Genomic DNA, 14,436 nt, shown 5'->3' on the forward strand with positions numbered 1-14,436 from the left:
GCGCTGCCTCCTGTCGTAATAATAAACCCCGGCCAAGACCGGGGTTTTGTTTTTCTGTCACTGTAGCAATAACAAGGAAAACCAATGAAACTCTTCGCCCATGGCTCCTCGCTGGATCTGTCGCACCCTCACGTGATGGGGATCCTCAATGTCACGCCGGACTCTTTTTCCGACGGTGGACGCCATAACACTCTTACCGATGCGGTCAGACACGCCAACGAGATGATCAATGCCGGCGCGACCATCATCGATATTGGTGGCGAGTCCACGCGACCCGGCGCCGATGAGGTCAGCGTTGACGAAGAGCTTTCAAGGGTAGTGCCGGTGATTGAAGCGTTATCTCAGCGCTTTGAGGTATGGATTTCGGTAGATACCTCCAAGCCGGAAGTCATTCTGGAGAGCGCGCGCGCCGGCGCCCACATCATTAACGACATCCGTTCCCTGAGCGAGCCGGGCGCGGCTTCGGCGGCGGCGCAAACGGGTTTGCCGGTCTGCCTGATGCATATGCAGGGGGAGCCGCGCACCATGCAACAGGCGCCACATTACGACGATGTTTTCCGGGATGTGGAACGATACTTCAGCGAACAAATCGCGCGTTGCGAAGCGGCGGGAATCGGAAAAGAGAAATTGTTGCTCGACCCGGGCTTTGGTTTCGGTAAGAATTTAAAACATAACTATCAGCTTCTGGCCAGACTTTCTGAGTTTCATCGCTTTGGTCTGCCATTACTGGTCGGAATGTCGCGTAAGTCTATGATTGGGCAACTGTTGAACGTTGGCCCTGACCAGCGTCTGAGCGGGAGCCTGGCCTGCGCCGTTATTGCGGCGATGCAGGGCGCGCAGATTATTCGCGTCCACGATGTTAAAGAGACCGTGGAGGCGCTGCGGGTGGCGGAAGCGACGCTTTCAGCAAAGGAAAAAAGCTACTATGAGTAACCGTAAATATTTTGGTACCGATGGTGTTCGTGGCCGGGTGGGCGATAGTCCCATTACACCAGACTTTGTCTTAAAGCTGGGCTGGGCCGCAGGCAAGGTTTTGGCGCGTCACGGTTCCCGCCAGGTCATCATCGGTAAGGACACTCGTATTTCGGGCTATATGCTGGAGTCCGCGCTGGAAGCGGGACTGGCGGCTGCAGGGCTTTCCGCCGCGTTCACCGGGCCGATGCCTACGCCGGCGGTAGCCTATCTGACCCGGACATTCCGCGCCGAGGCGGGTATCGTCATCTCCGCTTCCCACAACCCTTATTACGATAACGGGATTAAGTTCTTCTCGATCGATGGCACTAAACTGCCGGATGATGTGGAAGAGGCTATTGAGGCCGAGCTGGAAAAAGAGATCTGCTGTGTCGATTCCGCCGACCTCGGTAAGGCCAGCCGTATTGTCGATGCGGCAGGGCGCTATATCGAATTCTGTAAGGCGAACTTCCCCAACGCGTTGAGCCTTAACGGCCTGAAGATAGTGGTGGATTGCGCTAACGGAGCGACCTATCACATTGCGCCTAACGTGCTGCGCGAACTGGGCGCGGAAGTGATCGCCGTCGGCTGCGAGCCTAATGGCGTGAACATTAACGATAAGTGCGGCGCCACCGACGTGGCGATGCTGCAGGCGCGGGTGGTGACGGAACATGCCGATCTCGGGATCGCGTTAGACGGCGATGGCGATCGCATCATCATGGTCGATCACGAAGGTAATAAAGTCGATGGCGACCAGATCCTCTATATCATCGCCCGGGAAGCTCTGCGTCAGGGCCGCCTGAACGGCGGAGCAGTAGGGACGCTGATGAGCAACATGGGGCTGGAACTGGCGTTGAAAGAGCTCGGTATCCCCTTCGAACGCGCCAAAGTAGGCGACCGTTACGTGCTGGAAAAAATGCAGGAGAAAGGTTGGCGTATTGGTGCCGAAAACTCCGGCCACGTTATTCTGCTCGATCAGACCACAACCGGCGACGGCATTGTGGCTGGCCTGCAGGTACTGACGGCCGTGGTGAATAACCGCATGAGCCTTCAGGATCTGTGCCGCGGTATGAAGCTGTTCCCACAGGTGCTGGTCAACGTACGCTATACCGCTGGCAGCAGCGATCCGCTGCAGAATGACGAAGTGCGGCAGGTGACTGCCGACGTGGAACGCGAACTGGCCGGCCGCGGCCGCGTGCTGTTGCGTAAGTCTGGAACCGAGCCGCTGATCCGCGTGATGGTGGAAGGGGAAGATGAAGCTCAGGTGACCGCTATGGCTAATCGTATCGCCGACGCGGTGAAAAAGGGGTAATTCCTGACGAAAAAGCCCCAGGAGGGGCTTTTTCGTTACGGGGGGCGGGCGATTGCTGATTTTTTCCGCACATAACATTAAGTTGAGAAATTGCCCTTGCGTGCGGCACAGGCTTTAGATAGTATTCAGACCCGCTTCAGTGGGGAACGTTAATAGCGTCTCACTATTACTTGGTTTGAAGCAAAGGTACGCGGTAATCCCGCAAGGAACAGGTCGATTATGTACGAAGCTCTTTTAGTCATTTTCCTTATTGTGGCAGTGGCGCTGATCGCCATGATCATGCTGCAGCAGGGTAAAGGTGCTGATATGGGAGCCTCCTTCGGCGCAGGCTCTTCCGCCACGCTGTTCGGTTCGAACGGTTCCGGGAACTTTATGACCCGCGTAACGGCCGTGCTGGCGACGCTGTTTTTTATCATCAGCCTCGTGCTGGGTAACCTGAACAGCAACAAAACCAGTAAAGGAAGCGAATGGGAAAACCTGACTCAGCCGAAAACTGAGCAGACTCAACCGGCGGCACCGGCTAAGCCGTCCAGCGATATCCCGAACTAATCAGCCAGCATCGGGTGCGGTTAATGCGAGAGCCGCACTTTACGTGCCGAGGTGGTGGAATTGGTAGACACGCTACCTTGAGGTGGTAGTGCCCAATAGGGCTTACGGGTTCAAGTCCCGTCCTCGGTACCAAATCCTGTGAAACTTGCTTTTTTAGCAGTTCAGGCGTATCATCGCAACGTTTTCTGACGCGGGGTGGAGCAGCCTGGTAGCTCGTCGGGCTCATAACCCGAAGGTCGTCGGTTCAAATCCGGCCCCCGCAACCACTTTCCCTGAGAGTTCTTTTTCAAATATACTGTGAAGAGCATCGCCTTCGCGAAGAATTTTGAAAAAAATTCTCCTGGAAGGTATACAGGGTTCAGTTATATAAAGCCCCGATTTATCGGGGTTTTTTGTTATCTGACGAGAGAATAACTGGGCTTTGGGCCCTTTTTTTATGTCCTGGGGGTGGATTTGTCCACATTAGAGCAGAAGTTAACAGAGATGATCACTGCGCCTGTGGAGGCGCTGGGTTACGAGCTGGTTGGCGTCGAATTCATTCGCGGTCGCACATCTACACTGCGCATCTATATTGATAGTGAAGATGGCATAAATGTTGATGATTGCGCTGATGCCAGCCGCCAGGTTAGTGCCGTACTGGATGTCGAAGATCCCATCACTGTGGCTTACAACCTGGAAGTTTCCTCGCCTGGCCTGGATCGTCCGCTGTTCACCGCCGATCACTACCGCCGCTATATCGGCGAAGAGGTGACTCTTGTCCTGCGCATGGCGGTGCGAGATCGTCGTAAATGGCAGGGCATGATTAAGGCCGTAGAAGGTGAAATGGTGACCGTCACGGTCGAAGGCAAAGATGAAGTGTTCGCGCTGAGTAACGTTCAGAAGGCGAACCTGGTACCCCACTTTTAACACTCTGGATTGAGGCGAAACCCAGGATGAACAAAGAAATTTTGGCCGTTGTCGAAGCTGTTTCCAACGAGAAAGCGGTACCGCGCGAAAAGATTTTCGAAGCGCTGGAAACTGCCCTTGCAACGGCGACCAAGAAGAAATATGAGCAGGAGATCGATGTGCGTGTCAGCATCGATCGTAAGAGCGGTGATTTCGATACCTTCCGCCGCTGGCTCGTTGTGGAAGAGGTGACTCAGCCGACCCGCGAAATTACGCTGGAGGCTGCGCGTTTTGAAGATCCGGAACTCAACCCTGGCGACTACGTTGAGGATCAGATCGAATCCGTCACCTTCGACCGTATTACCACCCAGACCGCCAAGCAGGTTATCGTACAGAAAGTACGTGAAGCCGAGCGTGCAATGGTGGTGGATCAGTTCCGCGATCGCGAAGGCGAAATCGTGACCGGGGTGGTGAAGAAGGTAAATCGCGACAGTATCTCGCTGGATCTGGGCAGCAATGCCGAGGCGGTGATTCTGCGTGAAGATATGCTGCCGCGGGAAAACTTCCGCCCTGGCGACCGCGTGCGTGGCGTGCTTTACGCCGTGCGTCCGGAAGCGCGTGGCGCGCAGCTGTTTGTCACCCGTTCCAAACCAGAGATGCTGATCGAACTGTTCCGCATCGAGGTGCCGGAAATTGGTGAAGAGGTTATCGAGATTAAAGCCGCGGCCCGCGATCCGGGTTCCCGTGCCAAAATCGCGGTGAAAACTAACGATAAACGCATCGACCCGGTGGGCGCCTGTGTAGGTATGCGCGGCGCGCGCGTTCAGGCGGTTTCGACTGAACTGGGCGGCGAACGTATCGACATTGTGCTGTGGGACGACAACCCGGCGCAGTTCGTGATCAATGCCATGGCGCCGGCGGATGTCGCTTCCATCGTCGTTGACGAAGATAAGCACACTATGGATATCGCCGTTGAAGCTGGCAACCTGGCACAGGCGATCGGCCGTAACGGACAGAACGTTCGTCTGGCTTCGCAGCTTAGCGGCTGGGAGCTGAACGTTATGACCATGGAAGACCTGCAGGCTAAACATCAGGCCGAGGCTAATGCCGCGATCGATACGTTTACCAAATATCTCGATATTGACGAAGATTTCGCCACGGTGCTGGTGGAAGAGGGCTTCTCCTCGCTCGAAGAGCTGGTTTATGTTCCGATGTCGGAACTGCTGGAGATCGAAGGTCTCGATGAACCAACCGTGGAAGCATTACGCGAGCGCGCTAAAAACGCGCTGACCACGCTGGCGCTGGCCCAGGAAGAGAGTCTCGGCGACAACAAGCCGGCTGACGATCTGCTCAACCTTGAGGGGATGGAGCGCTCTCTGGCCTTGCAACTGGCTGCTCGTGGTGTCTGTTCGCTGGAAGATCTTGCTGAGCAGGGCGTGGACGACCTGTCCGATATCGAAGGTCTGACCGCAGAGCGGGCCGGGACGCTTATCATGGCGGCACGTAATATCTGCTGGTTCGGCGACGACGCGTAATCAACTTAGCAGGAAGGAACAGCATGACCGATGTAACCGTAAAAGCGCTGGCCGCAGAGATCCAGACTCCCGTGGACCGCCTGGTACAGCAATTCGCTGATGCAGGGATCCGGAAGTCTGCTGAAGACTCTGTGACGGCGCAAGAAAAAGAAGCTTTGCTGGCACACCTGAATCGTGAACACGCTTCGGGGCCAGACAAGTTGACATTACAGCGCAAAACGCGCAGTACTTTAAATATTCCGGGTACCGGCGGAAAAAGTAAGTCGGTACAGATTGAAGTCCGCAAAAAACGCACCTTTGTAAAACGCGATCCGCAAGAGGCCGAACGTCTGGCGGCGGAAGAAGAAGCGAAGCGTGAAGCGGAAGAAACGGCTCGTCGTGAGGCAGAGGAAGCTGCCAAACGTGAGGCAGAAGAAAAAGCGAAGCGTGAAGCTGAAGAAAAGGCCAAGCGTGAAGCCGCTGAAAAAGCGAAACGTGAAGCTGCGGAAAAAGAGAAAGTGAGCAATCAACAGACCGACGAAGTGACCAAAGCCAGACATGCCGAAAAAGCCCGCCTGGAAGCCGAAGCCGCTGAGCTGAAGCGTAAGACGGAAGAAGAGGCGCGCCGCAAACTCGAGGAAGACGCCAAACGTGCCGCTGAAGAAGCGCGTCGTATGGCGGAAGCCGGCACCAAAGACTGGGAAGGCACTACGGATGATAGCGACTATCACGTAACCACCTCCCAGCACGCCCGTCAGGCGGAAGACGAAAACGATCGTGAAGTCGAAGGCGGGCGCGGTCGTGGCCGTACCAACAAAGCCAGCCGTCATAAGAAAGGCAATAAGCATTCTGAATCTAAAGCCGATCGTGAAGAAGCTCGCGCCGCTGGGCGCGGCGGCAAAGGCGGCCGTCATCGTCGCGGCAGCGCGCTGCAGCAGGGCTTCCAGAAGCCGGCGCAGGTCGTCAACCGCGATGTGGTGATCGGTGAAACTATTACGGTTGCTGAACTGGCTAACAAGATGGCGGTTAAAGGCTCCCAGGTTATCAAAGTGATGATGAAACTGGGCGCTATGGCCACCATCAACCAGGTTATTGACCAGGAAACCGCGCAGCTGGTAGCGGAAGAGATGGGCCATAAGGTCATTCTGCGCCGCGAAAATGAGCTGGAAGAGGCGGTAATGAGCGATCGTGATACCGGCGCTCAGGCTGAGCCGCGCGCGCCGGTCGTGACCATTATGGGCCACGTCGACCACGGTAAAACCTCTCTGCTGGACTACATCCGTTCTACTAAAGTCGCCTCTGGCGAAGCGGGCGGTATTACCCAGCACATCGGTGCTTATAACGTTCATACCGACAACGGCAACATTACCTTCCTGGATACTCCGGGGCACGCCGCCTTTACCGCAATGCGTGCGCGCGGCGCTCAGGCGACCGATATCGTGGTTCTGGTGGTTGCTGCCGACGATGGCGTCATGCCGCAGACCATTGAAGCTATCCAGCACGCGAAAGCGGCGCAGGTGCCGGTTGTGGTCGCAGTGAACAAAATCGATAAGCCGGAAGCCGATCCGGATCGCGTGAAGAATGAACTGGCGCAGTACGGCGTTATTCCGGAAGAGTGGGGCGGCGAAAGCCAGTTTGTCCACGTTTCTGCTAAGGCGGGTACCGGTATCGACGAGCTGCTGGACGCTATCCTGCTGCAGTCCGAAGTTCTGGAACTGAAAGCGGTACGCAACGGTATGGCAAGCGGCGTGGTCATTGAATCCTTCCTGGATAAAGGCCGTGGCCCGGTTGCTTCCGTACTGGTACGCGAAGGTACTCTGCACAAAGGCGACATTGTTCTGTGCGGCTTCGAATACGGCCGCGTCCGTGCGATGCGTAACGAACTGGGCAAAGAAGTGACCGAAGCTGGCCCTTCCATTCCGGTTGAAATTCTCGGCCTGTCCGGCGTGCCGGTTGCGGGTGATGAAGCGACCGTCGTGCGCGACGAGAAGAAGGCCCGTGAAGTGGCGCTCTATCGTCAGGGCAAGTTCCGTGAAGTGAAACTGGCTCGCCAGCAGAAAGCGAAGCTGGAGAACATGTTTGCCAACATGACCGAAGGCGAAGTCTCCGAAGTGAACATCGTGCTGAAAGCCGACGTTCAGGGCTCTGTTGAGGCTATCAGCGACTCGCTGATGAAACTCTCCACCGACGAAGTGAAGGTGAAGATCGTCGGTTCTGGCGTGGGTGGTATCACCGAGACCGATGCGACTCTGGCTGCAGCGTCTAACGCGATTATCGTGGGCTTTAACGTTCGTGCCGACGCCTCTGCACGTAAGGTCATTGAAGCGGAAAGCCTGGATCTGCGTTACTACTCCGTTATCTATAGCCTGATTGACGAAGTGAAGCAGGCCATGAGCGGCATGCTGGCGCCGGAGTACAAGCAGCAGATCATCGGTCTGGCTGAAGTGCGCGACGTGTTCAAGTCACCGAAGTTTGGCGCTATCGCAGGCTGTATGGTTACCGAGGGCGTCGTCAAACGCCACAATCCGATCCGCGTCCTGCGTGAAAACGTGGTGATCTACGAGGGCGAGCTGGAGTCTCTGCGTCGCTTCAAGGATGACGTCAACGAAGTTCGTAACGGCATGGAATGTGGTATCGGCGTTAAGAACTACAACGACGTGCGTACTGGCGATATGATCGAAGTCTTCGAGATTATCGAAATTCAGCGCACTATCGACTGATAGATCACATATCGGCGTAATCACGGGGGGCTACGGCCCCCCTGTTTGTCTGGAGAAATTACCATGGCGAAAGAATTTGGTCGTTCGCAGCGCGTCGCTCAGGAGATGCAAAAAGAGATTGCCATCATCCTGCAGCGCGAAGTCAAGGATCCACGCTTAGGTCTGATGACCACCGTATCCGGCGTTGAGGTTTCACGTGATCTGGCCTATGCCAAAGTCTATGTCACCTTCCTGAATGACGACGACGCAGAAAACGTGAAAGCGGGCCTGAAGGCCCTGAAAGAAGCCTCCGGCTACATTCGTACTCTGCTGGGTAAGGCTATGCGTCTGCGTATCGTACCGGAGCTGACCTTCTTCTACGATAATTCGCTGGTGGAAGGGATGCGCATGTCCAACCTGGTATCCAACGTCATTAAGCAGGACGAAGCGCGTCGCGGACATGCTGACGATGGCGACAAGGAGGAGTAATGAGTCGTCCACGTCGTCGCGGTCGCGATATTCACGGCGTGCTGCTGCTGGATAAACCTGGCGGGCTCTCCTCTAACGATGCGCTGCAGAAAGTTAAGCGCCTGTACAGGGCCAACCGCGCGGGCCACACCGGCGCGCTGGATCCGCTGGCGACCGGCATGCTGCCCATCTGTCTTGGAGAAGCGACCAAGTTTTCCCGCTATCTGCTGGATACCGACAAGCGCTACCGGGTGATTGCCCGACTGGGCCAGCGTACCGACACTTCCGATGCCGACGGCCAGGTGGTGGAAGAACGTGCGGTGAACTTCAGCGCCGCCGATCTGGCGCAGGCGCTGGAATCGTTCCGGGGCGAGACTCAGCAGGTGCCTTCGATGTACTCTGCGCTCAAGTATCAGGGGCGCCCCTTGTATGAATATGCGCGCCAGGGGATTGAGGTGCCGCGCGAACCTCGCCCGATAGTGGTGTATGAACTGCTGTTTATTCGCCACGAAGGCGACGAGCTGGAGCTGGAGATTCACTGCTCGAAAGGCACCTATATCCGTACCATCATCGACGATCTCGGTGAAAAACTGGGCTGCGGCGCGCATGTGATTTTTCTGCGCCGTCTGGCGGTGGGGCGTTACCCGACCGAACGGATGGTGACGCTGGAGCAGCTCAATGCGCTGGTCGCCCGGGCGGAAGCTGAAGAGTCTGATTCAGCAGCGCTGCTGGATCCACTACTGATGCCGATGGACAGCCCGGCCGCCGACTTTCCGGTGGTCAATCTACTGCCGGAAGTGGCCTTCTGGTTTAAGAACGGTCAGCCGGTACGGGTGAATGGCGCCCCTGCTGAAGGGCTGGTTCGGGTGACTGAAGGCGAAGATCGTAAGTTTATTGGCATGGCGGAAATCGCCGACGACGGGCGCCTGGCGCCGCGACGTCTGGTGGTAGAGCAGCAGGAATAAACCTGGCCGTCGCGCCGTACAATAAAAAACGGGGAGACGCTGAGGCGCTCCCCGTTTTTTTATTCCGGGATTAACGCAGCTCCTTAATGGCGACGTGATCCATATCGTCGAAGACCTGGTTTTCGCCAACCATTCCCCAGATAAAGGTGTAGGCCCGGGTGCCGACGCCGGAGTGAATCGACCAGCTTGGCGAGATCACCGCCTGTTCATTGCGCACCACGATGTGACGCGTTTCCTGCGGCTGCCCCATCATATGGAAAACGCAGCTGTCCTCTTCCATCCCGAAGTAAAAGTAGACCTCCATGCGGCGTTCATGGGTATGACAGGGCATGGTGTTCCACAGGTTGCCCGGCGCCAGTTCGGTCAGCCCCATGCTGAGCTGGCAGGTTTCCAGAACGTCGGGAATGAAATACTTATTGATGGTGCGGCGGTTACTGGTGACATTGTCCCCCAGCGTCTGGGGCGAGACATCCGCTGGCGTAACCCGACGGGTTGGATAAGCAGTATGCGCCGGCGCGCAGTTATAGTAGAAGCGCGGCGGATTTTGTGGATCCAGACATTCGAATACCACCTCTTTCGCCCCTTTGCCGACGTAAAGACCGTCGCGATGGTTTATCTCCCAGGCTTCGCCGTCTACCGTGATACGGCCGGCGCCGCCGATATTGATAACGCCCAGCTCACGGCGTTCCAGGAAGTAACTAACCCCCAGCTGTTTGCCGACTTCGCTACCGATGCTGACCGTGCGAGTAACCGGCATCACGCCGCCGACAATTATGCGATCGATATGGCTGTAGGTCATGGTGTACTCATTGGACACGAAGATCTGTTCAATTAAAAACTCTTTGCGCAGACCGGCGGTGTCCAGGGTTTTAGCATGCTCGCTATGAATGCTCTGACGTACGTCCATTCTCTCTCCTTCTTCGGAGGCAGTATTCCGCGACCCCGAATGCTGTCTGATTAATACTGATGAAACTTTTCTTCATCAACTTCTTTTCATTCTATCAGTATCCAAAATTAAGAGTGTGACGCACGTAACTAAAACGTTGTTTCATTCTGTTTAAACGTGCGTTCCGTGTTATGGCTAAGCGCGAATAATTCATCCAGAGCGTGTTAAGGCAATGGTCTGCCGCCCCGCGTCTGACGCGGTGGTTCGCCCGACAGGCAGAAGAGATTGCCCGCCTCATGCCGAGGATATGGGTAACTGATTATCGCCGTAGATAACCCGGCCACGTACCGGGCTGATAACACGGTAAGGATTAATGATGAAGCTTAAAGCCACAATTGAACGTATTCCGGGTGGGATGATGCTGGTCCCTCTGTTACTTGGTGCGATACTGAACACCCTGGCGCCGTCGACCGGAGAGTATTTTGGTTCCTTCACGAAGGGCATGATCTCGGGTACGGTACCGATCCTGGCCGTCTGGTTCTTCTGCATCGGAGCATCGATTGATTTACGAGCCACCGGCACGGTATTGCGTAAGTCCGGCACCCTGGTGGTGACTAAAATCGCTGTTGCCTGGGTTGTGGCCATCATTGCCGCCTCTTTTATTCCGCAAACCGGTATTCAGACCGGGGTGTTTGCGGGATTGTCGGTACTGGCCATCGTTTCAGCGATGGATATGACCAACGGCGGTCTGTATGCCAGTCTGATGAACCAGTACGGTACCAAAGAGGAGTCCGGCGCTTTTGTTCTGATGTCGCTGGAATCCGGCCCATTAATGACCATGGTGATTCTGGGTTCAGCGGGGCTGGCTTCCTTTGAGGCCCATCATTTTATTGGCGCGGTATTGCCGTTTCTGATCGGCTTCGCGTTAGGCAACATCGATCACGACTTCCGTACCTTTTTCAGTAAAGCGACACCGGTGCTGATTCCGTTCTTTGGTTTTGCGCTGGGTAATACCATCAACCTGGGCGTGATTCTCGATACCGGTCTGCTCGGCGTGCTGCTTGGCGTTGCGGTCATTGCGATCACCGGCATTCCGCTGATTCTTGCTGATAAATTTATCGGTGGCGGTAATGGCACCGCTGGCGTGGCAGCCTCTTCCGCAGCCGGCGCTGCGGTGGCTAACCCGGTCATTATCGCCCAGATTAACCCGGCGTTCGAACCGGTGGCCGCATCGGCAACTGCGCTGGTGGCCGCCAGCGTTATCGTCACGGCGATTCTGGTGCCTATCATTACCGCGCTGTACGCCAGGCATGTGGCGGGACATAAGCCGCCGCCGGTTCCCGGAGCCGCGATGAATAAGCCGTAACAGCCCGGGCGCGGAAGTTTCTCTGCGCCCGGTTTGTTTCCGGCGACGGGCCCACCTTGCGATAAAAGACGGTGACAGGTAGAATACATCGGCTTTATTCGGGGGTTGCTGAATTAGAGATCGGCGCCCTGTCATTTACCTTAAGTTTTGGAGTTCTAAAATGTCTCTAAGCGTTGAAGCAAAAGCTAAAATCGTTTCTGAGTTCGGCCGTGATGCAAACGACAGCGGTTCTACCGAAGTCCAGGTTGCTCTGCTGACTGCACAGATTAACCACCTGCAGGGCCACTTTGCGGAGCACAAAAAAGATCACCACAGCCGTCGTGGTCTGCTGCGTATGGTTTCTCAGCGTCGTAAGCTGCTCGACTACCTGAAGCGTAAAGATGTTGCTCGCTATTCCAGCCTGATTGAGCGTCTGGGCCTGCGTCGCTAATTTTTGCCAGTTTCAGAAAAGGGGCCTTTATGGCCCCTTTTTTCAACCAGATGGCAGCAATTGCGGATAAACTCATGTATTGTTGCTAAGAGCGATCTTTACCGCAGAGGTTCGCGCGGCTAATGAGAGGCTTGTACCGCAAGAAGCGGATCAGGGTTGTCATTAGTCGCGAGGATGCGGCTAAGATCGGAGTCTAACGGCAGCGCGCCGCAGGGCGCGCTGCCATGTTAATGAGAGTAAGGGTACTATTTTGCTTAATCCGATCGTTCAAAAATTCCAGTATGGCCAGCATACGGTAACGATAGAAACCGGTATGATGGCGCGTCAGGCGACTGCCGCCGTGATGGTGAGCATGGATGACACCGCGGTATTCGTGACCGCTGTCGGCGCCAAAAAGGCGAAACCGGGTCAGGACTTTTTCCCGCTGACCGTTAATTACCAGGAGCGTACCTACGCCGCTGGCCGTATTCCTGGCAGCTTTTTCCGCCGTGAAGGCCGCCCGAGCGAAGGCGAAACCCTGACCGCGCGTCTGATCGACCGCCCGATTCGCCCGCTGTTCCCGGAAGGCTTTGTTAACGAAGTTCAGGTTATCGCGACTGTGGTTTCGGTAAACCCGCAGGTTAACCCGGACATCGTTGCGATGATCGGCGCTTCAGCCGCGCTTTCCCTGTCCGGCATTCCGTTTAATGGCCCGATTGGCTGCGCTCGCGTAGGCTATATTAACGATCAGTACGTGCTGAACCCGACGCAGGACGAACTGAAAACCAGTAAACTGGATCTGGTGGTCGCCGGTACCGAAGGCGCGGTTCTGATGGTGGAATCCGAAGCCGACCTGCTGAGCGAAGATCAGATGCTGGGCGCCGTCGTTTTCGGCCATGAGCAGCAGCAGGTCGTTATTGAAAACATTAAAGCGCTGGTGGAAAAAGCGGGGAAACCGCGTTGGGACTGGCAGCCTGAGCCGGTGAACGAAGCGCTGAACGCGCGCGTTGCCGCCCTGGCCGAATCCCGTCTGAGCGACGCTTATCGCATCACTGATAAGCAGGAGCGCTACGCGCAGATCGACGTTATCAAATCCGAAACCATCGCAGCACTGCAGGCGGAACAGCCGGAAGACGATAAGCTCGATGAAAATGAGCTGGGCGATATCCTGCACGCTATCGAGAAGAGCGTAGTTCGTTCCCGCGTTCTGGCCGGCGAACCGCGTATCGACGGTCGTGAAAAAGATATGATCCGTGGTCTGGATGTGCGCACCGGCGTGCTGCCGCGTACTCACGGCTCCGCGCTGTTCACCCGTGGCGAAACTCAGGCGCTGGTTACTGCGACCCTGGGGACCGAGCGCGACGCGCAGAACATCGACGAACTGATGGGCGAGCGTACTGACCGCTTCCTGTTCCACTACAACTTCCCTCCGTACTGCGTAGGCGAAACGGGAATGGTGGGGTCGCCGAAGCGTCGTGAAATCGGTCACGGCCGCCTGGCTAAGCGTGGCGTGCTGGCGATTATGCCGGACGCAGAGCGTTTCCCTTACACCGTGCGTGTGGTTTCTGAAATCACCGAGTCCAACGGTTCTTCTTCTATGGCTTCCGTATGCGGCGCGTCTCTGGCGCTGATGGATGCCGGCGTGCCGGTGAAAGCCGCCGTAGCTGGTATCGCGATGGGCCTGGTGAAAGAAGGCGACAACTACGTTGTGCTGTCCGATATCCTGGGCGATGAAGACCACCTGGGCGATATGGACTTTAAAGTCGCCGGTTCCCGCGACGGTATCACTGCGCTGCAGATGGATATCAAAATTGAAGGCATCACTCGCGAAATTATGCAGGTGGCGCTGAATCAGGCTAAGGGCGCGCGTCTGCACATCCTGGGCGTCATGGAACAGGCTATCAACGCGCCGCGTGGCGATATTTCTGAATTCGCGCCGCGTATCCATACCATCAAGATCAATCCTGATAAGATCAAAGATGTTATCGGTAAAGGCGGTTCCGTGATTCGCGCGCTGACCGAAGAAACTGGCACCACCATCGAGATCGAAGACGATGGCACCGTGAAGATTGCAGCGACCGACGGTGAGAAAGCGAAACATGCTATCCGCCGTATCGAAGAGATTACGGCTGAGATTGAAGTGGGCCGTATCTACAGCGGTAAGGTTACCCGTATCGTTGATTTCGGTGCCTTTGTCGCCATTGGCGGCGGTAAAGAAGGGCTGGTGCACATTTCTCAGATCGCCGATAAGCGCGTAGAGAAAGTCACCGATTACCTGGAACTGGGCCAGGAAGTGCCGGTTAAGGTACTGGAAGTGGACCGTCAGGGCCGCGTCCGCCTGAGCATGAAGGAAGCTGCGGCTGAAGCGGCTCCGGCTGCGGCGCCTGCCGCACCTGAAGCCGAATAAGGTGCGCTTTCCCGGCTCTCCGTTA

At 56.1% G+C, this 14,436-nt stretch carries 12 protein-coding genes and 2 tRNA genes; 13 read left to right on the forward strand and 1 reads right to left on the reverse strand.

Annotation, left to right across the window (positions count from 1 at the left end; genetic code table 11):
* Positions 1–84 precede the first annotated feature (84 nt).
* From folP to truB, 10 genes are all read left to right on the forward strand, one after another.
* Positions 85–933, forward strand: coding sequence for a dihydropteroate synthase (folP, locus tag V3W49_RS05255; RefSeq protein ID WP_500144141.1), 849 nt, complete (start codon positions 85–87; stop codon positions 931–933).
* The gene (glmM, locus tag V3W49_RS05260) at positions 926–2,263 is read left to right on the forward strand and encodes a phosphoglucosamine mutase (protein ID WP_500144142.1); all 1,338 of its coding nucleotides are present in this window, start codon (positions 926–928) and stop codon (positions 2,261–2,263) included. Before folP ends, glmM begins: the two co-directional genes overlap by 8 nt.
* A 219-nt stretch (positions 2,264–2,482) precedes the next feature.
* The gene (gene secG, locus V3W49_RS05265; RefSeq protein WP_500144143.1) at positions 2,483–2,812 is read left to right on the forward strand and encodes a preprotein translocase subunit SecG; all 330 of its coding nucleotides are present in this window, start codon (positions 2,483–2,485) and stop codon (positions 2,810–2,812) included.
* A gap of 45 nt (positions 2,813–2,857) precedes the next feature.
* Positions 2,858–2,944 (forward strand) — tRNA-Leu (locus V3W49_RS05270).
* Between the two features lie 57 nt (positions 2,945–3,001).
* Positions 3,002–3,078 (forward strand) — tRNA-Met (locus V3W49_RS05275).
* Positions 3,079–3,265: 187 nt separating this feature from the next.
* Positions 3,266–3,718: a ribosome maturation factor RimP gene (gene rimP / locus V3W49_RS05280; RefSeq protein ID WP_500144145.1), complete on the forward strand. Its 453-nt coding sequence runs from the start codon at positions 3,266–3,268 to the stop codon at positions 3,716–3,718.
* 26 nt (positions 3,719–3,744) lie between these two features.
* Complete coding sequence (gene nusA, locus V3W49_RS05285) at positions 3,745–5,232, forward strand: transcription termination factor NusA (protein ID WP_500144146.1); 1,488 nt, start codon at positions 3,745–3,747, stop codon at positions 5,230–5,232.
* 23 nt (positions 5,233–5,255) lie between these two features.
* Positions 5,256–7,931 carry a translation initiation factor IF-2 gene (gene infB, locus V3W49_RS05290; protein ID WP_500144147.1) on the forward strand — a complete coding sequence of 892 codons (2,676 nt, stop codon included), beginning with the start codon at positions 5,256–5,258 and terminating at the stop codon, positions 7,929–7,931.
* A 63-nt stretch (positions 7,932–7,994) separates the two neighbouring features.
* Complete coding sequence (rbfA, locus tag V3W49_RS05295) at positions 7,995–8,399, forward strand: 30S ribosome-binding factor RbfA (RefSeq protein ID WP_500144148.1); 405 nt, start codon at positions 7,995–7,997, stop codon at positions 8,397–8,399.
* Positions 8,399–9,343, forward strand: coding sequence for a tRNA pseudouridine(55) synthase TruB (gene truB, locus V3W49_RS05300; protein ID WP_500144149.1), 945 nt, complete (start codon positions 8,399–8,401; stop codon positions 9,341–9,343). Before rbfA ends, truB begins: the two co-directional genes overlap by 1 nt.
* 70 nt (positions 9,344–9,413) lie before the next feature.
* Here the strand turns inward: truB and kduI are convergent, their stop codons facing one another.
* Positions 9,414–10,250, reverse strand: a complete 837-nt coding sequence (gene kduI / locus V3W49_RS05305) for a 5-dehydro-4-deoxy-D-glucuronate isomerase (protein WP_500144150.1) — start codon at positions 10,248–10,250, stop codon at positions 9,414–9,416.
* A 355-nt stretch (positions 10,251–10,605) separates the two neighbouring features.
* On the opposite strand from kduI, the gene kdgT reads away from it, so the two are divergent.
* The 3 genes from kdgT (at position 10,606) to pnp (ending at position 14,411) form a co-directional block, all read left to right on the forward strand.
* Positions 10,606–11,595: a 2-keto-3-deoxygluconate transporter gene (kdgT, locus tag V3W49_RS05310; RefSeq protein WP_500144356.1), complete on the forward strand. Its 990-nt coding sequence runs from the start codon at positions 10,606–10,608 to the stop codon at positions 11,593–11,595.
* A 160-nt stretch (positions 11,596–11,755) separates the two neighbouring features.
* Positions 11,756–12,025: a 30S ribosomal protein S15 gene (gene rpsO, locus V3W49_RS05315; protein ID WP_500144151.1), complete on the forward strand. Its 270-nt coding sequence runs from the start codon at positions 11,756–11,758 to the stop codon at positions 12,023–12,025.
* A 250-nt stretch (positions 12,026–12,275) separates the two neighbouring features.
* Positions 12,276–14,411, forward strand: a complete 2,136-nt coding sequence (pnp, locus tag V3W49_RS05320; RefSeq protein ID WP_500144152.1) for a polyribonucleotide nucleotidyltransferase — start codon at positions 12,276–12,278, stop codon at positions 14,409–14,411.
* Positions 14,412–14,436: the final 25 nt, after the last annotated feature.

Origin of the sequence: Rosenbergiella sp. YN46 (genome assembly GCF_036620675.1) — a bacterium.
Taxonomy (GTDB): domain Bacteria; phylum Pseudomonadota; class Gammaproteobacteria; order Enterobacterales; family Enterobacteriaceae; genus Jejubacter.